20 protein-coding genes are annotated in these 21,900 nt (G+C 74.1%); 19 read left to right on the top strand and 1 reads right to left on the bottom strand.

The annotated features are described in order from the left end of the window. Positions 1 to 37: 37 nt before the first annotated feature. The 5 genes from ACWGB8_RS11880 to ACWGB8_RS11860 all read left to right on the top strand — a co-directional run bounded on the left by ACWGB8_RS11880 (position 38) and on the right by ACWGB8_RS11860 (position 6,436). Positions 38 to 508 (top strand): hypothetical protein, encoded by a 471-nt coding sequence (locus ACWGB8_RS11880; RefSeq protein WP_452212682.1) that lies wholly within the window; start codon positions 38 to 40, stop codon positions 506 to 508. Then, a complete protein-coding gene (locus ACWGB8_RS11875; protein ID WP_452212681.1) occupies positions 501 to 947 on the top strand; it encodes a hypothetical protein in 447 nt (148 codons plus the stop codon). The genes ACWGB8_RS11880 and ACWGB8_RS11875 overlap by 8 nt, the downstream gene beginning before the upstream one ends. Next, entirely contained in the window at positions 944 to 5,407 is a 4,464-nt protein-coding gene (locus ACWGB8_RS11870; protein WP_452212679.1) for a putative T7SS-secreted protein, read from the top strand. The genes ACWGB8_RS11875 and ACWGB8_RS11870 overlap by 4 nt, the downstream gene beginning before the upstream one ends. A gap of 245 nt (positions 5,408 to 5,652) precedes the next feature. After that, positions 5,653 to 6,039, top strand: coding sequence for a hypothetical protein (locus tag ACWGB8_RS11865; protein ID WP_452212677.1), 387 nt, complete (start codon positions 5,653 to 5,655; stop codon positions 6,037 to 6,039). Next, positions 6,026 to 6,436, top strand: coding sequence for an Imm50 family immunity protein (locus tag ACWGB8_RS11860; RefSeq protein WP_452212675.1), 411 nt, complete (start codon positions 6,026 to 6,028; stop codon positions 6,434 to 6,436). The genes ACWGB8_RS11865 and ACWGB8_RS11860 overlap by 14 nt, the downstream gene beginning before the upstream one ends. 25 nt (positions 6,437 to 6,461) lie before the next feature. On the opposite strand, the gene ACWGB8_RS11855 is transcribed toward ACWGB8_RS11860, so the two are convergent. Next, positions 6,462 to 7,292 carry a helix-turn-helix transcriptional regulator gene (locus ACWGB8_RS11855; RefSeq protein ID WP_452212673.1) on the bottom strand — a complete coding sequence of 277 codons (831 nt, stop codon included), beginning with the start codon at positions 7,290 to 7,292 and terminating at the stop codon, positions 6,462 to 6,464. A gap of 99 nt (positions 7,293 to 7,391) precedes the next feature. Here ACWGB8_RS11855 and ACWGB8_RS11850 point away from each other — a divergent pair, with 99 nt between their 5' ends. From ACWGB8_RS11850 to ACWGB8_RS11785, 14 genes are all read left to right on the top strand, one after another. Further along, positions 7,392 to 8,879: an MFS transporter gene (locus ACWGB8_RS11850; protein WP_452212671.1), complete on the top strand. Its 1,488-nt coding sequence runs from the start codon at positions 7,392 to 7,394 to the stop codon at positions 8,877 to 8,879. 220 nt (positions 8,880 to 9,099) lie between these two features. Then, on the top strand, positions 9,100 to 10,890 hold the full coding sequence (leuA, locus tag ACWGB8_RS11845; protein ID WP_452212669.1) for a 2-isopropylmalate synthase: 1,791 nt from the start codon (positions 9,100 to 9,102) through the stop codon (positions 10,888 to 10,890). Positions 10,891 to 11,283: 393 nt separating this feature from the next. Next, positions 11,284 to 12,342: a terpene synthase family protein gene (locus tag ACWGB8_RS11840; RefSeq protein WP_452212667.1), complete on the top strand. Its 1,059-nt coding sequence runs from the start codon at positions 11,284 to 11,286 to the stop codon at positions 12,340 to 12,342. A gap of 12 nt (positions 12,343 to 12,354) precedes the next feature. Then, positions 12,355 to 13,698 (top strand): cytochrome P450, encoded by a 1,344-nt coding sequence (locus tag ACWGB8_RS11835; RefSeq protein WP_452212665.1) that lies wholly within the window; start codon positions 12,355 to 12,357, stop codon positions 13,696 to 13,698. Positions 13,699 to 13,725: 27 nt separating this feature from the next. Continuing rightward, a complete protein-coding gene (locus ACWGB8_RS11830) occupies positions 13,726 to 14,775 on the top strand; it encodes a polyprenyl synthetase family protein (RefSeq protein WP_452212663.1) in 1,050 nt (349 codons plus the stop codon). Positions 14,776 to 14,958: 183 nt separating this feature from the next. Continuing rightward, positions 14,959 to 16,137, top strand: coding sequence for a pyridoxal-phosphate-dependent aminotransferase family protein (locus ACWGB8_RS11825; RefSeq protein ID WP_452212661.1), 1,179 nt, complete (start codon positions 14,959 to 14,961; stop codon positions 16,135 to 16,137). Positions 16,138 to 16,228: 91 nt separating this feature from the next. Further along, positions 16,229 to 17,128 carry a 4-hydroxy-tetrahydrodipicolinate synthase gene (gene dapA, locus ACWGB8_RS11820; protein ID WP_452212659.1) on the top strand — a complete coding sequence of 300 codons (900 nt, stop codon included), beginning with the start codon at positions 16,229 to 16,231 and terminating at the stop codon, positions 17,126 to 17,128. Between the two features lie 23 nt (positions 17,129 to 17,151). After that, a complete protein-coding gene (locus ACWGB8_RS11815; protein ID WP_452212657.1) occupies positions 17,152 to 17,529 on the top strand; it encodes a cupin domain-containing protein in 378 nt (125 codons plus the stop codon). A 5-nt stretch (positions 17,530 to 17,534) separates the two neighbouring features. Further along, on the top strand, positions 17,535 to 18,788 hold the full coding sequence (locus ACWGB8_RS11810; RefSeq protein ID WP_452212655.1) for a hypothetical protein: 1,254 nt from the start codon (positions 17,535 to 17,537) through the stop codon (positions 18,786 to 18,788). Then, positions 18,788 to 19,297 carry a VOC family protein gene (locus ACWGB8_RS11805; RefSeq protein ID WP_452212653.1) on the top strand — a complete coding sequence of 170 codons (510 nt, stop codon included), beginning with the start codon at positions 18,788 to 18,790 and terminating at the stop codon, positions 19,295 to 19,297. Before ACWGB8_RS11810 ends, ACWGB8_RS11805 begins: the two co-directional genes overlap by 1 nt. Then, entirely contained in the window at positions 19,294 to 20,475 is a 1,182-nt protein-coding gene (locus ACWGB8_RS11800; protein WP_452212651.1) for a hypothetical protein, read from the top strand. The genes ACWGB8_RS11805 and ACWGB8_RS11800 overlap by 4 nt, the downstream gene beginning before the upstream one ends. 27 nt (positions 20,476 to 20,502) lie before the next feature. Then, positions 20,503 to 20,868, top strand: coding sequence for a putative quinol monooxygenase (locus tag ACWGB8_RS11795; protein ID WP_452212650.1), 366 nt, complete (start codon positions 20,503 to 20,505; stop codon positions 20,866 to 20,868). Continuing rightward, complete coding sequence (locus ACWGB8_RS11790; RefSeq protein WP_452212648.1) at positions 20,865 to 21,317, top strand: VOC family protein; 453 nt, start codon at positions 20,865 to 20,867, stop codon at positions 21,315 to 21,317. Before ACWGB8_RS11795 ends, ACWGB8_RS11790 begins: the two co-directional genes overlap by 4 nt. A 13-nt stretch (positions 21,318 to 21,330) precedes the next feature. Continuing rightward, positions 21,331 to 21,885, top strand: a complete 555-nt coding sequence (locus tag ACWGB8_RS11785) for a thioredoxin family protein (RefSeq protein ID WP_452212646.1) — start codon at positions 21,331 to 21,333, stop codon at positions 21,883 to 21,885. The last annotated feature ends 15 nt before the right edge of the window (positions 21,886 to 21,900 follow it).

Raw genomic sequence — 21,900 nt, 5'->3', positions numbered from 1 at the left:
TGCTGCTGCGGACCGTGTCCGGCGCAACCATGGGGGAATGGTGCCGCAGACAGCAGATCCGCGGGCGGCCGATCCGCAGCAGCCCGATCCGCAGCAGCCCGATCCGCACCAGCCCGATCCGCGGGCGACAGCTCCGCGGGCGACAGCTCCGCAGGCACCCGATCTGCCCGGGGCGATCGCCGCCCAGCGGGCGGGCGGCGCCACCGAGCAGCAGACCGAACGGGCCTTCCGCGCCGCCACCCTGTGGTTCCAGCGCCCCGAACGGCCCGGCTTCCTCGCCGTGGACGCGGACGGCGGACCGCTGATCGCGGTCCACTCCTCGCTCGAACAGCTCGTCCGCCACGCCGGCGCCTGCGACTGGGCCTCCACCAGCGGGGACGACCTGCTCGACCTGCTGCCGTCCGGCCACCGGCTGCTGCTCGACCCGCTCGGCCCCGACCCGCAGCTCATCGACCCGGCCGGCTGGCGGGCCGGATCCGCCGGACCCGCGGAGGCCGACCGTGGCTGACGGCATGTACGGCGTCCAGATCGGCAGCCTGACCAAGATCTCCGGCACCCTGGAGGCCTCCGCCGGCGCCGCCCGCCGGGTCAAGGACCGCAAGGGCGAGCTGACCGACCACCTCAAGGACGCGGGCAACGACGAGGTCCGCGCCGCCGCCGACCGCTTCCTCTCCGCCTGGTCCTACGGCATGGGCCAACTCGCCGAGTACGCCGACGAGATGGTGGCCAAACTGCAGGAGACGGTGGCCGGCTACGAGAAGGCCGAGGAACTCGGCGTCACCGGCTTCACCCCCTCCCAGACCAACCTGGAGTCGCTGCCCACCGGCGGGGTCTCCGAGGCCGCCTACAAGGCGATGAACCCGGGCCCGCGGGTGGCCCCCGACCAGGTCAGGCCGAACATCGGCGACGACACGCAGCGCAACTTCGAGGACTGGGCCTTCGGATGAGCCCCACCGACAACCTGGGCGGGATACCCGCCGACGCCACCGCGACCGGCCTGATCCCGGGCGACCCGGAGAAGCTGCACAGCCTGGTCGCCCTGCTCAAGGCGTACGCCACCTCCTTCGACCAGGCCTCGACCCTGGTCACCACGGTCGACGAGGACGAGTGGAAGGGCGCCGCCGCGATCGGCTTCCGGCGCGCCGCCAAGAAGCTCCCCGAGACCTTCAAGGACGCCGCCGCCCAGTTCGGCGCGGCGGCCCGGGCCCTGGACGCCTACACCGAGGTCCTGCGCGACGCGCAGAACAAGGTCAAGCCGATCCTGGAGGACGCCGCCGAGGCGCGCGTCGCCCACCGGACCTGGAGCCTCAAGGCCGAGGACTACAACAAGGCCGTGGAGCGCAAGGACGACCCGCTGCCGCCCCGGCCCTCCGAGACCTCGCCCGGCGTCACCGCCATGAACGGCTGCGTCTCCGCCCTGGACGCCCAGCGCAAGCGGGTCGTCGAGGCCGGGCAGAACGCCGGCCGGGCCCTGCGCGCCGCCGCCGACGCCGCCCCCGACGAGCCCGGCTTCTTCTCCAAGGCGCTCGGCGCCGGCAAGGACTTCCTCCAGGGCGTCTACGAGGGCGCCACCGAACTCGCCTCCTTCGCCCAGACGGTCACCATGCCGTTCCTGGACCCGCAGAAGGCCGCGCTGACCCTCGCGAGCACCGTCGACGGGCTGGTCTACGGCGTCCAGCACCCGGTGGAGTTCGCCAAGTCCGCGATCAACTGGGACATGTGGGCCCAGAACCCCGCCCGCGCCGCCGGCCAGGCCGTGCCCGACCTCGTCCTCGGCCTGCTCACCGGCGGCAGCGGTACCGCCGCCAAGACCGGCGCGGGCGCCCTGCGCCGACTGCGCCCCGGCGCCAAGGGCCGCGACCGCTCCGACCAGGACCCCAAGGGAACCTGCCGCACCGACGGCGGCAAGTGCAAGGCCGGCGAGCCGATCGACGTCGCCACCGGCGAGATGATCCTCACCCAGCGGGACCTGATGCTGCCCGGCGCGCTCGCCCTCGGCCTGGAGCGCACCCACCTCTCCTCCTACACCTGCGGAGGCTGGTTCGGCAGCTCCTGGGCCGCCACCCTCGACCAGCACCTGGAGATCGACGAGCGCGGCGTCGTCCTCGCCGGGGCCGACGGCGTCCTGCTCAGCTACCCGGTGCCCCGCGCCGGCGAGCCCGTGCTGCCCGAGCACGGCCCCCGCCGCCCGCTGCACTGGGACGGCACCCCCGGCGGGGCGATCCGGATCACCGACCCGGCGACCGGCCGCACCCTGGAGTTCGCCGCCGTGCCCGGCAGCGTCCGCGACCCCTCCGAACTGCCGCTGCGCGCCGTGGAGGACCGCAACGGCCGCCGCGCCGAACTCCACTACGACCCGCGCACCGGCGCCCCCGTCGAACTGCGCCACTACGGCGGTTACCGGGTCGCCATCGACGTCCATCCCGACCTGCCCCGGATCACCGCCCTGCGGCTGCTCGACCCGGCCGACGGCACCGGCTCCACCCTGATCGCCGCGTACGGCTACGACGAGGCCGGCCGGCTCACCGAGGTCACCGACCACACCGGCGTCCCGCACCGCTTCGACTACGACGAGGACGGCCGGATCACCTCCTGGAGCGACCGCACCGGCACCTCCTTCGCCTACGTCTACGACCACCGCGGACGCGTCCTGCACACCGTCGGCACCGACGGCTTCCTCTCCGGCCGCTTCCGCTACGACGAGCAGCGGCGGACCACCGAGTACACCGACTCCCTCGGCCACACCAGCACCTACACCTACGACGAGCAGTACCGCCTGCTCTCCACCACCGACCCGCTCGGCGCCACCACCCACCAGGGCTGGGGCGACAACCCCGCCGCCGACGGGCCCGAGGTGATCACCGACCCCGAGGGCGGCACCGTCCGCCGCCGGTACGACGCGGACGGCCGCCTGGTCGAGGCCGTCCTGCCCGACGGCACCCGGGCCACCACCGTGCGCGACGCGCTCGGCCGGCCCGTCGAGGTGACCGGCCCCGACGGCGCCGTCTGGCGCCACACCTACGACGCGGCCGGCAACCGCCTCGCCAGCACCGACCCGACCGGCGCCACCCGCCACTGGGCGTACGACGAGCAGGGCCACCTGGTGCGCACCACCGACGCGCTCGGCCACAGCGTCCACCTGGAGACCGACGCGGCCGGCCTGCCCCTCGCCCGCACCGACGAACTCGGCCGCACCACCCGCATCGAGCGCAACGCCTTCGGCCGACCCGTCCGGGTCACCGACCCGCTCGGCCGCACCACCCTCAGCCGGTGGACCCCCGACGGCCTGCTCACCCACCGCCGCTTCCCGGACGGCACCGAGGAGCACCACGAGTACGACGCCTCCGGGCGCCTGCTCGGCCGCACCGACGCGCTCGGCCGCACCACCCGCTACACCTACGGCACCTTCGGAGTCCCGGTCTCCCGCACCGCCCCGGACGGCGCGGTCACCCGCTTCACCCACGACACCGAGCTGCGCCTCACCACCGTCACCAACCCCCAGGGCCTCACCTGGAGCTACACCTTCGACGGCGGCGGACGGCTGGTCTCCGAGACCGACTTCGACGGCCGCACCCTGCACTACGCGTACGACCGCTGCGACCGGGTCGTCGGACGCACCAACGGTGCGGGGGAGCGCACCGCGCTCCGCCGCGACCGCTCCGGACTGGTCACCGAGGTCCGCGGCTCCGACGGCACCGTCACCACCCGCGCGTACGACGCCGCCGGACGCCTCGTCCGGATCGCCAACCCCGGGGCCGACGTCCGCCTCGAACGCGACCCGGTCGGCCGGATCCTCGCCGAGAGCGTCAACGGCCGCACCACCCGGCACACCTTCGACGCCCTCGGCCGCCGCACCTCCCGCACCACCCCCGGCGGCCACACCAGCACCTGGACCTATGGGCCCGACAGCCGCGCGACCGGACTGCACACCGGCACCGGCGGCCGCCTGGCCTTCCACCGCGACGACTTCGGCCGCGAGATCGAACGCCGGATCGGCGACCGGACCTCGCTCCACCTCTCCTGGACCGAGAACGGCCGGCTGGCCGAGCAGTCCCTCGAACACGACGAGCACGGCCTGCTCCACCACCGCGCCTACGGCTGGACCGAGGACGGCTTCCTCGCCGCCGAACGCGACCTCGCCACCGGCAGCCGCCGCTACACCCTCGACGAGAACCGGCGCGTCACCGGCGTGCGGACCGACGGCGCCGAGGAGAGCTACGCCTACGACGCCATCGGCAACCTGGTCAGCGGCCCCGCGCCCGCCGACGAGGACGCCGATCCCACCGCGCCGCGCCACCCCACCCGGCAGCGCGAGTACCGGGGCACCCTGCTGCGCCGCTGCGGGCGCACCGTGCACACCCACGACGCCCAGGGCCGGACCGTCCGCAGCAGTCGGCGCCTGCTCAACGGCCAGCGCCGCACCTGGACGTACGAGTGGAACACCGAGGACCGCCTCACCGCCGTCACCACCCCGGACGGCGAGCGCTGGCGCTACGCCTACGACCCGCTCGGCCGGCGCATCGCCAAGGCCCGGCTGGCCGCCGACGGCAGCGTCGCCGAGCGGACCGACTTCGTCTGGGACGGTTCGCGCCTCGCCGAGCAGCACACCGCGGACACCACCGTCAGCTGGGACTACGCGCCCGGCACGCACATCCCGGTCGGCCAGACCACCGCCGGACCGGACGGCAGCCGCTTCCACGCCGTCGTCACCGACCAGCTCGGCACGCCCAGCGAATTGGTCACCCCCGACGGTGCGGTGGCCTGGCGCCACCGCGCGACCGTCTGGGGCCTGCCGCTGCCCGCCGCCGGACCGCAGCCCGGGGCGGCCGAAGGCCCCGGAGACGGGGCCGACTGCCCGCTGCGCTTCGCGGGCCAGCAATACGACGCCGAATCCGGCCTGCACTACAACAACCAGCGCTACTACGACCCCGCGACCGGCCGCTACCTCTCCCCGGACCCGCTCGGCCTGGCCCCGGCGCCGCACCACTACGCGTACGTCGCCAACCCGCTCGACGTCACGGACCCGCTGGGCCTCGGCCCCTCGGTGCCCTGCGGCGAGGAGGGCAAGGGCATCTCCCGCGCCGACGCCAGGGCCAAGGCGCTCAGCGACGCAGGGGTGCCCGAGGGCGCCGAGCCGCTGGAGGAGCGCCTGACGCCCTCCACCGACAAGCGCGGCAAGCAGAACCTGGACGAGAACCACCAGCCGGTGTTCTTCCCGGAGGAGGTCCACCTCACCAGGGACGGCAACCTCGTCGTCTACCAGGACCACTACACCGGCCACAGCTTCGGCCAGGGCGGGGTCGGCGACCAGGCCCCGCACGTCCACGTCCGCCCGTACGACGACGACCGCAACGGCGTGGCCCCGGGCGCCGAGGACCACTACTACTACGATCCGGAGCTGGGCTGACCGTATCCGGGCCGACCCCGTACCGCCCAACCCGTCCGTCCCGCCCGCCCTGTCCGTCCCGCACGCCCCGCCCCGCCGCCGCCCGGCGGCGGGGCGGGCCGGCCCCGAGGAGCACCGCCATCACCACCCCGCCCTGGGAGCAGCTCCTGCTCGACCCGGAGCCGCTGACGACGTACTACACGGCCGTCCCGCCGCTGCGCGGCGCACCGCTGCGCTCGTTCCACCTGAGCCGGTACGGGCCGGCCGTGACGCTCCGGCTCGACCTGCCCCGGTACGCCGACCGGCCGCCCGCCGCGTGGAGCGAGGTCGGCTGCGACCGGGTCGAGGTGCAGGTCCACTACGTGCTGAAGGAGGAGGACCTGCGGCTGCGCGGCCTGCCCGACGGCGCTCCGGTGGACGTCGAGCACCGGGTGCTGCCGGGGGGCGGCGGCCTGCGGGTCGCCGTCCGCGGCGAGGGCGTCGAGGCGGAGTTCACCGCGTACGATTCGCTGCGGGTCGGTCACATCAGCGCCTACCGCTCGGCGGACGGCGATCCGTACACCGCCCGGCGCCGGTTCGTCAGCCGGGTCGACCAGCACCTCCACACCACCCTGCCCCCGACGATCGTGAAGCCCTTCTATGACAGCCCCTGACGCTCCGGCCGGCGGCGACTGGACCGGTCTGCTCGCCGACCCGGCCGAGGTCCGCGCGGTCCTCGGCACACCCGCGCCGCCGCTCACCGACTTCGAGCTGTTCGCCGTCCACTTCGACGAGCGCGAGCGGTCCGCCACCCTCGGCTTCACCGCCCGCACCGTCCCGGCGGGCGCGGCCGGGGTCTGGCGGGAGCGCGGCCACAACGCGGTCGAGTTCTTCCTCGTCCTCACCGGTCTGCACGACGTGGCGGTCGACGGCTGGAGCCACGAGCCCAGCGACGCGATCACCCTCACCGGCGGGACGGCCCTCGTCGCCGGCCCCCGGCACCGGATCGCCTTCGGCCACCGCGGGGTGCGCGCCGAACGCCTCCGCGGCTACCGGGCCGGCTCCCCGTGACCCCGCCGGCCGGGGCCGCGCCCGCTCAGCGGCCGGTGAGGTGGCGGAGCTTCTCGGCGGTGTCGGTGCCGGGGAGCGGGTTGTAGAGGACGACGGTGAGGTCGGGGCGGGCGGGCAGGACGAGCTGGCTGCTCTCGAAGGCGAGGGTGCCGGCGACCGGGTGCTCGGCCTCCTTCACCAGGACGCCCGCGGTGGCGACGTCCCGCCGGGCCCAGAGCGTGCGGAACTCCTCGCTGCTGCCGGAGAGTTCGTCGACCACCTCGCGGAAGCCCGGGTTCTGCGGGTACCGCCAGGCGGCGGCCCGGAAGCCCGCCACCACGGTGGGGGCGATCCGCTCCCAGGCGGCCGCGCGGCTGCGGTAGGCCGGGTCGCGGAAGAACGCCACCAGGCAGTTCCGGTCGGCCGTCCCCGCCCGCAGGGCGAGCCGGGCGGCCTCGTTGCCCGCGACGTAGTTCCAGCTCTCGTCCAGCAGCGTCGCGGGGTTGGGCCCCCAGGACTCGATCAGGCGCTGCAGTTCGTCGCAGTACGTCTGCGGCGCGGCGCCGACCGGGCCGGGCGGCGGGTTGAGGCCGGCCAGGGTGTACAGGTGGCGCTGTTCGGCGCCGTCCAGCCGCAGGACGTCCGAGACGGCGTCGAGCACCTTCGCGGAGACCGTGATGTCCCGGCCCTGTTCGAGCCACTGGTACCAGGACGGGCTGACCCCGGCGAGGACGGCCACCTCCTCCCGGCGCAGTCCGGGGGTGCGCCGCCGGTCGGTGCCGGCCGGCAGGCCGACCAGGGCGGGGCTGATCCGCTGCCGCCGACTGGTCAGGAACGCCTGGAGCTCCTTGCGGCGGGCCCGTCCGAGGGTGTCCACAGTGTCGAGTCCTTCCCGGTGGTCCGCGTAGCTGGTGGTGCGGCCACCAGGATAGGCACTGGCTCCCCAACCCGGAGCCGGTGCAACCAGACTGACGCCATGACGACCACGTCCGACTCCCCGGCGGCACCCGGCACCAAGGGCGCGGCGAGCCCGCCCGACGCGGCGGGGGCGGTCCTGACCGCCCGCGCCAAGCTCGTCCTGATCGTGCTCTGCGGCGCCCAGTTCATCATCGCCCTCGACTTCTCCATCCTGAACGTGGCCCTGCCGGTGCTCGGCCGCGACCTGGACATGGGGCAGAGCGACCTGCAGTGGGCCGTGACGGCCTTCGCCCTGCCCTCCGGCGGCTTCCTGCTGTTCTTCGGCCGCGCCGCCGACGTGTACGGCCGGCGCTGGCTGTTCCTGGCCGGGCTGGCGGTGTTCACGCTGTCCTCGCTGCTCGCGGCCTTCGGCTGGGACCAGGTGTCCTTCCTGGCCGCGCGGGCCCTGCAGGGGCTGGGGGCGGCGGTGGTCGTCCCGGTCGGCATGTCGCTGCTCACCACGATCTTCCCGGAGGGCCCGCAGCGGAACCGGGCGCTCGCGGTCAACGGCGCCCTGCTGTCCCTCGGCTACACCGTCGGCATGGTGCTCGGCGGGACGATGACCGACCTGCTCGGCTGGCGTTCCACGATGGGGATGCTCGCCGCGGCGGGCGCGCTGGCGGCGGTGGCCGCGGCCGCCCTGCTGGGGGCGGACGTCCGGCCGGAGCGGCGCCCGCGGCTGGACGTGCCGGGTGCGGTGACGGTCACCGGCGGCCTGCTGGCGCTGATCTACGGCGCCTCGGTGTCCGCGGACCCGGCCACGCCGGCCGTCGAGGTGGCGGTGGCGCTGCTGCTGGCCGCCGCCTTGCTGACGGCGTTCGTGCTGATCGAGAAGCGGACCGCGCAGCCGCTGGTGTCGCTGTCCATGCTGCGGCTGCGCACGGTGGCCTGCGGCAACCTGGGCGGGCTGACGACCTTCGCGATGATGAGCGCGCTGATCTTCCTGCTGACCCTCTACCTCCAGCAGGCGGTCGGCCTGTCGACCTTCGAGACCGGCCTGTTCTTCGGTGCGCAGGGCGTGGTGCTGGCGGCGACCGGGATGTCCGCGTCCCGGCTGATCGGCCGGCTGGGCGCCCGGACGACGCTGGTCGCGGGGCTGTCGGTGCAGGCGGCGGGCACCCTCGGGCTGATCGTGGTCGGGGTGCGGACGCCGGTGTGGCTGACGCTGGCGATCCTGCTGTTCGCCTCGGTCGGCCACATGTCCGCGGTGGTCTCGTACGGGGTCAACGCGAGCGCCGGCCTGCCGGACGAGCAGCAGGGCCTGGCGGGCGGCCTGATCACCAGTGCCCAGCAGATCGGCATCACGGTGGGCATCCCGATCCTCAGCGCGGTGGCGACCGGCGGGCTGGCCGGGCGGGACGAGGCGGGTGAGGGCTTCGCGGCGGCGCTGACGGACGGGGTGCGCTTCGGGATCGTCTGCGACGCCGTCGTGGTGGTCGCGGTGGCCGTGACGGTCGCGGTCGGCCTGACGAACCGTCGGACTGACAGGATGTCAGCGCACCTCTGACCGGCCCGGATTGAACGCTTGATCGATTCCTGTCCCTCCTGGTGGACACCGGGGGCGCGGTGGCGGGCGAGTCTGTATGGTGGGGCGCTATGCGCGATTCCTCCACGCGAGTCCTCCTCCTTAGCCGCCGCGGCGAGAGCCTCTGACGGCCGGTCTCCTCGTCGCGGTGTGCAGGCCCGTACCGGCCTCAGAACCGAACAAGTCCGGGAGGACACCTTCGATGCACCCGATGACCGATGACCACCACGGCCCCGCCACGCAGCCCGACTTCCCGCTCCAGCGCCCCTCGGGGATGCCGTTCCAGCGGTACGCGCCGTTCCGGCCGATCGACCTGCCGGACCGCACCTGGCCCGCCAGGTCCGTCACCCGGGCCCCGCAGTGGTGTGCGGTGGACCTGCGGGACGGCAACCAGGCGCTGATCGATCCGATGGGACCCGGCCGCAAGCTGCGGATGTTCGAACTGCTGGTGGCCATGGGCTACAAGGAGATCGAGGTCGGCTTCCCGTCCGCCAGCCAGACCGACTTCGACTTCTGCCGCCAGATCATCGAGGAGGACCGGATCCCCGACGACGTGGCGATCCAGGTGCTCACCCCGGCCCGCGGCCCGCTGATCGAGCGGACCTTCGAGGCGGTGCGCGGGGCGAACCGGGCGATCGTCCACCTGTACAACTCCACGTCCACCCTGCAGCGCCGGGTGGTGTTCGGGATGGAGCGCCCGGAGATCGTCGCGCTGGCCGTCAACGGCGCGCGGATCTGCGCGGACCTGGCCGAGCGGATGCCGGACACCGGCGTCCGGCTGCAGTACTCGCCGGAGTCGTACAGCGGCACCGAGCTGGAGTTCGCCGCCGACATCTGCAACGCCGTCACCGCGGTGTGGCAGCCGACCCCGGACCGCCGCGCCATCGTGAACCTGCCGGCCACCGTCGAGATGGCCATGCCGAACGTGTACGCCGACTCCATCGAGTGGATGAGCCGGCACCTGGACCGGCGCGACGCGGTGGTGCTGTCGGTGCACCCGCACAACGACCGCGGTACGGCGGTCGCGGCGGCCGAACTCGGCTACCTGGCGGGCGCCGACCGGATCGAGGGCTGCCTGTTCGGCAACGGTGAGCGGACCGGCAACGTCTGCCTGGTGACCCTGGGCCTGAACCTGTTCAGCCAGGGCATCGACCCGATGATCGACTTCTCGGACATCGACCGCATCCGCAGCTCGGTCGAGTACTGCAACCAGCTCCCGGTGCACCCCCGCCACCCCTACGGCGGCAGCCTGGTCTACACCGCGTTCTCCGGCTCGCACCAGGACGCGATCAAGAAGGGCTTCGACCGGCTGCACCGGGACGCACAGGCGGCCGGCACCCCGGTCGACGCGTTCACCTGGGCGGTGCCGTACCTGCCGATCGACCCGAAGGACGTCGGCCGGAACTACGAGGCGGTCATCCGGGTCAACTCGCAGTCCGGCAAGGGCGGGGTGGCGCACCTGCTGCGCACCGAGCACCAGCTGGACCTGCCGCGCGGGCTGCAGATCGAGTTCTCCCGGGTGGTCCAGGCCCGCACCGACGCGGACGGCGGCGAGGTGACCCCGGCCGAGCTGTGGGCGATGTTCGCCGGGGAGTACCTGCCGGCGGGCTCGCCGGAGGCGGGGGAGGCCGGTCGCGGCGTGCCCGCCTGGGGCCGGCTGAACCTGGTCTCGCACCGGACCTCCACCGTCGTCGACGAGAAGGACTCGCTGGTCGTGGACGTCCGGCTGGACGGCGCCGAGCGGCGGCTGGAGGCGGTCGGCAGCGGTCCGATCGACGCGTTCGTGACGGCGCTGGCCGGCCTGGGGATCGACGTCCAGGTCCGCGACTACGCCGAGCACGCGCTCGCCCAGGGCGGTGACGCGCGGGCCGCCGCGTACGTGGAGTGCGCGGTGAACGACCGGGTCTTCTGGGGCGTGGGCATCGACTCCAGCATCGTGTCGGCCTCGCTGAAGGCCGTGGTCTCGGCGGTCAACCGGGGCTTCCGGGACTGATCCCGGCGCACCCCCGCCCGTCCTGCGGCCGGCTCCCCTCGCGGGGGCCGGCCGCAGCCGTGTCGGCCGCTCCCGGGGCGGGGGCTTCGCAGACGAATACTTGTCCGGACTCTGAGACAAAGAGCCGAATGGGTAGATCCTGTCATCTGGGGTGTGCAGGATGACATGAGGGCGACAACCCGTGGTTCGCAGCTGCGCCGCCGCACCCCAGGCGCGCGCCGGTGTGCGCCGAGCTCGTGAGCCCTCCCCTGTCTGCACCCGCGCAACTCCCCGGATCCATCGGCCCGTGACGGAGGCAAACACCCATGTCCGCCCATGTGTTCGAACACCCCGACACGTCACCCCCGCAGCCGCCCGTCGGTGCATTACCCGCAGCGGCCCGGAAGTGACGGAATGCCGACCGACATCGACTTCCACTTACCCTTCCCGGCCCCCCGCACCGATCCCGACCGGTACGAACAGGCCGCCCGCCGCGGCGTCGCCTGGGCCCGCGAATCTGGCCTCCTGGAACCGACCGGGAAAGCCCTCCGGTACTTCCTCGACCTGCGGTTCGCCGACGTCGCCACCGGATTCGCCCCGGACGCCCGCGGCCCCGACCTCGACGTCATGACGGACCTGATCACCTGGACCGCCGTCTGCGACGACTTCTTCGACGGCCGGGCAGGCGACGACCCGGACCTCGCCGGCCGCGCCGTCGCCGCCCTCACCGAGGTCACCCGCAGCGGCCGGCGCACCGCGGACCCGGCGGCCCTCCCCGCCGCCCTCCGGCCGCTGGAGGCCGCCACCGCCGACCTGTGGGCCCGGTCGGCGGCCCCGATGTCGGAGCACTGGCGGGCCAGGGCCGGCCACGGCTGGCGGCGCTTCCTCCGCTCCTTCCTCGCCGAGGCCCGGGCCCGCCGGCAGGGCCGGATCCCCGACCTCGCCGACTACCTGGCGCTGCGCCGCGAGACGATGGCGATGTACGTCTACCTCGACGCCGTCGAACGGGCCGACCGCTTCGAACTGCCCGGACGCCTCCTCGCCGACCGCTACCTGCGCCGGATGGCCGAGCTCCAGATCGACCTCCTGGCGCACTGCAACGACGTCCACTCGGTCGAGCACGAGGAGGCCCGCGGCGACACCCACAACCTCGTGCTGGTCCTGGAGCGCCGCCGCGGCCGCCCCCGGGCCGAGGTGGTCCGGGAGATCCAGCAGCGGGTCCGGCTGCTCTCCGAGGAGTTCCTGGCCGGCGCCGCCGCCCTCGACGCCCACGCCGCCCGGCTCGGCTGCACCGCGGCCGAGCACGCCGACCTGCGCCGCTACGTCGCCGCCATGGCCCGCCAACTGCGCGTCACCTACGACTGGTCCCTGGCGACCGTGCGCTACGCCGCCGGCCGCAGCAGCCAGGACCTGCGGCCCGTCTACCTGAGCCCCGCCCACCCCCCGGCCGGCCCGCTGCCGGCCCGGACCTGAGCAGGAGCCCCCATGCCCCTCACCCGAGTGGTCCGCCCCTACCCCGGCGGACTGCCACTGCTCGGCCATGCCCTCCACCTGGCTCGCGACCCGCTCGGCTTCGTGGAACGGCTGCGCGACTACGGCCCGGTCACCGGGTTCCGGCTCGGCACCCGCCCCGCCTACATGGTGGGCACCGGCGAGCTGCTGAAGGAGGTGCTGATCACGCAGCAGTCCGCCTTCGAGAAGGGCGGCCCGCTCTTCGACCAGGCCACCCAGCTGCTCGGCAACGGCCTCGCCGCCGCCAACGGCGACCTGCACCTGCGCCAGCGCCGCCTGCTGCAGCCCGCCTTCCACCACGGCCGGATGGCCCGGTACGCCGAGGCCGCGCTCGACTCCGCCGAGGCGCTGTCGGCCCGCTGGCGGCCCGGCGCGGTCGCCGACGTCGGGCCCGACCTGCACGACCTGACCATGGACGTGCTCACCCGCACCGTCTTCTCCGCCGTCACCCCCGCGACCGCCGCCGAGATCCGCCGCTGCATCCCCGCCCTGGTGGCCGGCGTCGCCCGGCGGGCCTTCGTCCCGATCGGCTTCGTGCACCGGCTGCCGCTGCCGGTCAACCGCCGGGAGGCCGAGCGGCTGGACCGCCTCAACCAGGTGGTCGACGGCCTGATCGCCGCCTACCGGGCACAGCCGCCGGAGCAGGAGGACATGCTCGCGCTGCTGCTGGCCGCCCGCGACGAGACCACCGGCGAGGGCGTGTCCGACCAGCAGATCCACGACGAGATCCGCTCCATGATGGTGGCCGGCACCGAGACCTCGGCCACCGCCCTGCACTGGTCCTTCCAGGTCCTCGCCGCCCGGCCCGACGTCGAGCGCCGCCTCCACCGGGAGCTCGACGAGGTGCTCGGCGGCCGGCCCGTGGAGTACGCGGACCTGCCGAAACTGGAGTACCTCGGCCGGTTCGTCCAGGAGATCCTGCGGATGTTCCCGACCGGCTGGCTGCTCACCCGCCGCGCCGCCGCCGACGTCGACCTCGGCGGCCACCGGATCCCCGCCGGCGCCGACGTCTTCTTCAGCCCCTACGCCCTCCACCGCGACCCGGCGGTCTTCGCCGACCCGCACCGCTTCGACCCGGACCGCTGGCTGCCCGAGCGGGCCGCCGCCGTGCCCCGCCACGCCTACCTGCCGTTCGGCGCCGGCGTGCGCAAGTGCATCGGCGAGTCCTTCGCCTGGACCGAGATCGGCATCGCCCTCGCCACCCTCGCCGCCCGGTGGCAGCTGCGGTCGACCGCCGCCCGGCCGCCGCGGGCGGTCGCGGGCTCGACGCTCAGACCCAGCAGGTCCGCCCTGCGGACAGAGGCCCGAACCGGCTGAATCCACCCCCCACAGGAGGACTGCACCATGGCTGCGTCACCTGCCCCCGCACAAGCCGAGCCGGCCGACGGATCCGACCTCCGCACCCTGCTGGAGCGGGTCGAGGAGGGGCTCGCCGCCTTCCTCGCCCGCGAACGGGGCCGCCAGGAGACCGTCACCCCGCACGAGGCCGACCCGGCCCGCGCCGTCGCCGAACTCGTCCGCTCCGGCGGCAAACGGATCAGACCCCGCTTCCTGCTCAGCGGCTACCTCGCCGCCGGCGGCACCCCCGGAGAACGCCCGGTCCGGGCCGCGATGGCCCTCGAACTGCTCCACACCGCCGCCCTGCTGCACGACGACGTGATGGACGACGCCGCCCTGCGCCGCTCGGCCCGCAGCGCCCACGCCTGGCACGCCGACCTGCACCGCACCCGCGGCTGGCACGGCGAGCCCCGGCGGTACGGCGAGTCGATGGCCGTCCTCGCGGGCGACCTGGCCTGGGCGTACGCCGACCACCTGATGGCGGACCTCTCGCCCGGGGTCAGCCGGGAGTGGTTCGAGCTGAAGACCGAGCTGATCGCCGGCCAGGCGATGGACGTCACGGCCGCGGCCGCCGCCCTCGCCGACGCGGAGCTCGCCCGGCGCATCGCCGTCCTGAAGTCCGGCCGCTACACCGTCCACCGCCCGCTGGTGCTCGGCGCCCTGCTGGCCGGCCGGACCGACCTCGCGCCCTGCTTCGCCCGGTACGGCGAGGCGCTCGGGGAGGCGTTCCAGCTCCGGGACGACCTCATCGACGCGTTCGGCGACCCCGCGGCCGCCGGGAAGCCCACCGGTGCGGACGCCCGGGCCGGCCGGAGCACCCTGCTGACCGCCCTCGCGGTGCGTCGCGAGGCCCGCGGCCCCGGATGGGTGACGGTCCGGCAGACCGCGCCCCCGGACCGGGGCCGGGCCGGCGCGACCGCCCACGCCGCGGTCGAGGCCCGGATCGCCGCCCTGGTGGCGCTCGCCCGGCAGTCCCTCGCGGACGCCCCGCTGAGCCCCGAATGGCGGCGCAGACTCTCCGCGACGGCCGCCGCGGCGGCGTACCGGGACCACTGATTCCCTTTCCCGAAACATTGCGCGTCATTTCACCGTACGGCGCCCCCGGTGCCATTCCGGTGTTCGGCGTGCCCGAATTCAGGCTGGATTACCGGGAAATCCGCCCTTGATTTCCGATCGATCGGCGTACATTCTGATTGCGGCTCACGAAACCTGCCCCTGCAGAATCCACCGGAGTTCCTCATGCGGGAAATCGACATGTTCACCCCGGGGCCCGCACAGATACCCGTCGGGGTGCGGCTGGCCTCCGTGTCCGCACTCGTGCACCACCGGTCCGCGGAATTCCGCGAGTTGTACGCCCGTATTCAGGGCGGCCTGCAGCGGCTGTTCCGCACGGCCGGCGAGGTTCTGCTCCTGCCGGCCTCCGGCAGCGGCGCGATGGAGGCCGCCGTCCTGAACACGGTCGCCCCGGGGGACACCGTCCTGGTCCTGGCCGCCGGCAAGTACGGCCGCCGCTGGGCCGAACTGTGCCGGACCTACGGCGCCCGGGTGCACCTCCACGAGGCCCCGGACGGCCACACCTTCGACCCCGAGCTGGTCGAGCGCGACCTCGCCCGGTACCGGCCGCGCCACCTGTTCCTGACGCACTGCGAGACCTCGACCGGCGTCGGCCACGACGTCGAACGGCTGGCGGCCCTCGGCCGGGCGGCCGACGCGACCGTCGTCGCCGACACCATGACGACCATCGGCGTCCAGCCCTTCGAGCAGGACGCCTGGGGGGTCGACCTCGCGGTCACCGCCTCCCACAAGGGCCTGATGAGCCCGCCCGGCGCGGCGTTCGTCGCCGTCCGCCCGGAGGCCTGGAGCCGGCTGCGCACCGACCTCGGCTACTCCTACTGGAACCTGCGGCACCTGCGCGAGAGCGGCCTGGACCGCACGGTGCCCAACACCCCGCCGGTCGCGGCGCTGCTCGGCGTCGCCGCCGGACTCGACCTGATCGAGGCGGAGGGCCTGGAACAGGTGTGGCAGCGGCACGCCCAGGCGTCCGCGGTCTGCCGCGCCGGGCTCGTCGCGATGGGCCTGCCGCTCTACCCGCGCGCCGACCCGGCCGCCGCCCTGTCGGTCGCCCGGCTGCCCGACGACCCGCGGGTCCGCGGCCTGCTGGAGGAGCTGCCCGAGCGGTTCCGCCTGCGGATCGCGGCCGGACAGGGCGAGTTGAAGGGCCGCATCCTGCGGATCGGCCACATCGGCACGGTCGGCCCGCTGGACCTGCTGCCGGTCCTGACCGCCCTGGAGATCCTGCTGCTGGAGCGCGGCCTCGTCGACGAGCCGGGCCGGGCCGCCCACGCGATGGCGCAGCGCCTCTGGCACCTGTCGGCCCCGCAGGCCGGCCCCCGGCAGCCGGTCGGCAGCGCGCGCTGAGGCGCCCGCCGCCCTGCTCCGAGCCGACCGTCCGGCCCCGGCACACCCCCCACAACTCCGCTGCACCACGACCCCTTGGGAGAGAGCGTCCATGCTCAGTACCGACACGCTCCGCTTCACCGGCGCGTACACCACCCTGCTGACGCCCTTCGGGCCGTCCGGGGAGCTCGACGAGGCGGCCCTGCGGCGCCTGGTCGACTTCCAGATCGAGAACGGCGTCACCCGGCTGTGCCCGAACGGCGTGACCGGCGAGGCCGCCGCGCTCACCGACCGGGAGAAGGTCCGGATCACCGAGATCGTCGTCGAGCAGGCCGCCGGCCGGGCCCTGGTGCTGCCCGACATGGGCACCGAGAACCTCACCCGCACGCTCGAACTCGCCAAGGAGGCCGAGCGGCTGGGGGCCGACGCGGTGCTCGCCTTCACCCCCTACCTCGACCCGCCGACCGACCGCGGCCTGGTCGCCTACTACCGCACCCTGGCCGACGCGATCTCGGTGCCGCTGCTGATGCACAACCTGCCCGGCCGCACCACCGTCGACATCAGCCCCGACCAGGTCGCCGAACTCGCCCAGCACCCCAACATCGCGGGCATCAAGGAGGGCAACCAGGACATCGTCCGGATGCGCCGGATGCTCCACCTCGTCCGGGACTCCGACTTCGTGGTGCTCTGCGGCAACGACTTCACCGCGCTGCCCACCCTGCTGCTCGGCGGCCACGGCCACATCTCGGTGGCCGCCAACGTGATGCCCCGGCAGAGCCGGTCGATCGTGGACGCCGCCCTCGCCGGCGACTTCCTGACCGCCCGCGACCTGTACCTGAAGTTCGCCGAGTTCTACCGCGCGATCTACTTCGCGACCAACCCGATCGCCCTCAAGAAGGCCTTCTCGCTGGCCCACTTCGAGGTCGGCGACCCGCGCCTGCCGCTCACCCCGCTGGCCGAGGAGAGGGTCGGCGAACTCGAAAGCATCATGAAGTCCTGCGAGCTGATCTGACGAGCGGAACCGAGGAGAATCCGATGGATCCCATGATCGACGTCGCGGCGGTCACCCAGCCGGTCTACGGCGGTGACGTCGTCAGGTCGCTGCTCTTCGCCGCGGCCGACCACCCCGACCAGCGGGTCGTCCGGGTCGCGATGGCCAGCGCCGAACCCGGCCGCGGCGGCCAGCTGCACCACCACCCGGAGACCGACGAGTTCTACTTCATCATCGCCGGCCGGGCCCGCCTGCACCTCAACGGCCAGGAGTACGGCCTCGAACCCGAGCACTGCGTCCGCATCCCGCGCGGCTCGAAGCACCGCATCGAGTCGGTCGGCGCCGAGCGGCTGCGCTACCTCGCCTTCCACGTCGGCTCCGCCGACAACGACCGCCCGGTCGAGCATGTGAAGGCCGGGTAGCGCCGATGGACATCGTCATCGTCGGTGCCGGGAAGGCGGGTTCGCTCCACTACCGGGCCTACTCCCGGCTCGCCCGCTCCGGCCGGCTCGACCTGGGGCGCATCCGGTTCGTCGACCGCACCGGTCGCCCCGGCGCCGAACTCGAACGGCTGCTGCGGGCGGACGGGCTGTCCGCGCCGATCGCCCGCGACCGCGAACAGGCCGTCCCGACCCCGCCCGCGAGCACCATCGTCGACCTCTGCCTGCCGAGCCGCAGTCTGGCCCCCGCGCTGATCGAGTGGTGGCGGGCCGGCCACCGCCGGTTCGTCGTCGAGAAGCCGTTCCTGGTCGCCCCCGAGCTGCGCGCCGAGGTCGGCCGGGTGCTCGCCGACTCCCGGGTCGTCCTGGTGCGCAACTACCTGCACTCCAAGGTCCACCGCACCGTCCGCGAACTCGTCGAGCAGTACGAGCTGGACCCCTCGCTGTGCGTCACCAACTTCTCCAAGGACCGCCGGGCGGACAACCTGCGCGGCCGGGGCGCCTCCGGGACCACCTCGCCGACCGTGTTCGAGGTCGAGCTGCCGCACCAGCTGTACATCGGCGCGGACCTGCTCGGCGAACCGGTCTCCGTCGAGCACGCCGAGGACCTCGACCCGATGGGCGGCGGCGAGTACCCGATGCGCCTCGGCGAGGGCGTGGTCGTCGGCCGGGCCGCCGGCGGCGCCGCCTTCGTCCACTACTCCGACCTCCAGCACCCGACGACCGTCCGCACCCTCGACCTGCTCTGCCGCGAGCGGCTCTCCGTCCACGCCACCTACGCGCCGATCTGCGAGGAGCTCACCGACATCAAGGCCGGGGTGTTCCTCTGCCGGGGCGAGACCGTCCTCGCCAAGAGCCTGTTCACGGTGGACGACAACATGCTGGCGATGATCTCGGCGGCGCACGCCGCGCTCACCGCCGACGCCCCGGGGCCGCAGTCGCGGGTCGACCTGGACGAGGTCCTGAGGCCCTCGGAGCTGATCCACGCGGCGATCGCCGGCCGCACCGGCGCCGCCCCGTCGGCGGCGGCCCGGCCCGGCACGGTGCGCAGCGACATCCTCCAGGAGTGGGTGGTCGACGCGTTCCGCCAGGGCCTGGCCACCGGCGCCGGCCGGGCCTTCCTGGCCTTCCTCGAACAGCGCCGGCGGGCCCGGATGACCGGGCTGCTGCCCGCGCTCGACCCGGCCTTCGACACGCTCGCCCGGGCCGGCGCCACCACCGGAGAGGCGGTGGCGGTCTGATGGCGATCCGCACCGAAGCCCTGCTGCACGTCGCCGTCGTCACCCGGGACCTCGAACGCCTGTCGGCCTTCTACCAGGAGGTCCTCGGCGCCGAGCCGCTCAAGCGGCTGGAGCTCTGCTCGCCCCGGTTCGCGGCCGGCGTGGGCGTCCCGGGCGCCGAGGCCACCACGGTGCACCTGCTGGTCCCCGGCGCGGACACGGTCGTCGAACTGACCGAGTACCGCCGGGGCGAGGACGGTTCGCCGAAGGCGCCCGCCAACGCCGAGGGGTGGCGCCACATCGCCTTCCGGGTGCCCGACCTGGCCGCCGCCGCCGAGGAGCTGCGCCGGCTGGGCCTGCCCATCGAGGGCGAGGGCCCGGTCGTCGTCGACCTGCCCGTCGAGGCCGCCGGCACCGGCTTCCTGTACTTCCGCGACCCGGACGGCAACATCATCGAGCTGATCGAGCCGCCGAAGCCGGGCGCCTCCCGCACACCACCGCCACCGCACGGAGAAGGAGTTCACGCATGAGGCTCGGAAACGTCGAGCGCGTCACCACCGACGGGACGGTGGAGCTGTCCGTCACCGTGACGAGCGAGGACGGCGCGTCCGCCGACCGCCTCTGGTACCGCTTCCCGGAGCGGTTCGCCGACCGGGTGACCGACACCCTGGACCCGTTCGTCATCGCCGCCCTGTTCGCCTCGATCCGCCGCGGCGAGGACCTGCACGCCGCCGGGCCGGTCTCCGCCACCCTGCTGGACAACCTGGAGGAGTTCCAGGCGGCGTGGGCCCAGTGGCGGCCCGGCCGCTACGCCCCGATCCGGGTCACCGCCGACCGGGAGGTGCCCGACCGCGAGGGCCCCGACGACCGCTCGGCGATCCAGACCTTCTCGGGCGGCGTCGACAGCGCCTTCACCACCGTGCGGCACGCCCGCCGGACGGCCGGCCGCTCCGCCCTCAACCTGACCGGCGCGGTCATGGTGCACGGCTTCGACATCCCGCTCGCCGACACCGAGGCGTACGACTCGCTGCAGCGCCGCAGCACCCCGCTGCTGGCCACGGTCGGCGTCGACCTGATCCCGGTGGCCACCAACTTCCGCGAGCTGTGGCACAGCGACCTGGCCGACTGGGAGGACGCCTTCGGCACCGGCATGGTCTCGGTGCTCACCCTGTTCAGCGGCTGGTACCGGCACGGCCTGATCGCCAGCTCGGAGCCGTACGGCTCGCTGCTGCTGCCCTGGGGCTCCAACCCGATGACCGACTGGATGCTCTCCGGCGGGCGGCTGCGGGTGCACCACGACGCGGGCGGCGTGGACCGCAGCGACAAGGTCGCCGGGCTGTCCGTGGCCTGGCCGGAGGGTGCCGACAACCTGCGGGTCTGCTGGCAGGGCGAGCACAAGGACCGCAACTGCGGGCGCTGCGAGAAGTGCATCCGGACGATCCTCAACTTCCGGGTGGCCGGCCGCCCGCTGCCCAAGGCGTTCGGCCAGGACGTGACCGACGAGCAGATCCGCAGCCTGCGCGGCCTGTCCGAGGCGCACATCAACCCGCTGCGCCAGATCCTCGCCACCGCCCGGGAGAAGGGCGTCAAGGAGGACTGGACCGCCGCCCTGGAGGAGGCCGTCCGGGCGAACGAGGACGAGCTGGCCCGGGGCATCTCCTACGCGGGCGGGTTCCCCCAGCTCGCGTCCGGCCCCGCCGCCGCGTAACCCGCCCCGCCACCGAGGAGGACGACCATGTACGCAGTCGTGGCCCGCTTCGACCTGACGCCGGAGGGCGTCGAGGGGTTCGACGCCCTCGCCGCCTGGCGGATCTCGGAGGCCGCGCACGAGCCCGGCCTGGTCGGCTACGCGGTGCACCGCGTGGACGACGAGCCGCTGGCCCGGGTCTTCTACGAGATCTACCGCGACCGGGCGGCGTTCCTGGAGCACCGGGCGACCGCCCAGACCGCGGAGTTCGGCGCCCGCTACGGCCGGTACGCCCAGGGCCCGCCGCGCATCGAGTTCCTGGACGTCCTCCACTCCGCCGCCGGCCTCTCCGCCCCCCGGGCGGCCGGCGGCGGCCCCGCCCAGCCGACGACCACCCCCGGAGACCACCGATGACCAGGTTCGTCCCGCACCACACCGCGCTGACCGTCGGGGACCTCGACGCGTCCAAGTCCTTCTACGGCTGGTTCGGCTTCCGGCTGATCGCCGAGTGGACGAAGGCCGACAAGTCGCTGACCATCGCGCACCTGCAGCTCGACGAGGGCTGGGTGCTGGAGCTGTTCCACTACGCCGGCGACGGCAGCCAGGAGCCGCCGACCTTCACGCCCGGCAACAACCTGCCCGTCACGGGCGTCAAGCACATCGCCTTCACCGTGGAGGACCTCGCCGCGGCCCGCGCGGAGATCGTCGCGGCCGGCATCGGCGAGGTGACCGAGATCGCCCGCGGGCGCACCCTGGTCGACTACTTCTTCGTCCGCGACCCCGACGGCATGTACGTCGAGTTCGTCCACGACTCCCGGGGCGCCTCCGCGGACAACCCGCTGATCCTCAACGAAGCCGGTTAGGAGAGCCCTACCGATGCCCGTCTCCTCCCACATGGTGCCGATCGGCACGCCCGCACCCGACTTCGCGCTGCCGTCGGTGGACGGCAAGACCGTCCGCAGCGGCGACTTCGCGGCCGCCCCCGCACTGCTGGTGGCCTTCCTGTCCAACCACTGCCCGTTCGTCCGGCACATCGAGGCCGGCATCGGGGAACTCGCCCGGGACCTCCCGCGGCTGGCCGTGGTCGCCGTCTGCAGCAACGACACCGGCGTCGCCCCGGACGACGGCCTCGCCGGCCTGCGCGGCCAGCTCGACCGCACCGGCTGGACGTTCCCGTACCTGGTGGACGCCGACCAGTCGGTGGCCCGGTCCTACCGGGCGGCCTGCACCCCGGACTTCTTCCTCTACGACGCGCAGCGCCGACTCGCCTACCGGGGCGCCCTGGACGCCTCCCGGCCGGGCAACGGGGAGCCGGTGGACGGCGCCCTGCTGCGCGCGGCCGTCGCCGAGGTGCTGGCCGGCCGGCCCGTCCCCGAGCCGCACCGCGCCAGCATCGGCTGCTCGATCAAGTGGGCGCCCGGCACCGAGTAGCGAAGGCCGTGCCGC

This window comes from Kitasatospora sp. NPDC054939, assembly GCF_053610105.1.
This window is presented reverse-complemented; position numbering and strand designations above follow the sequence as displayed.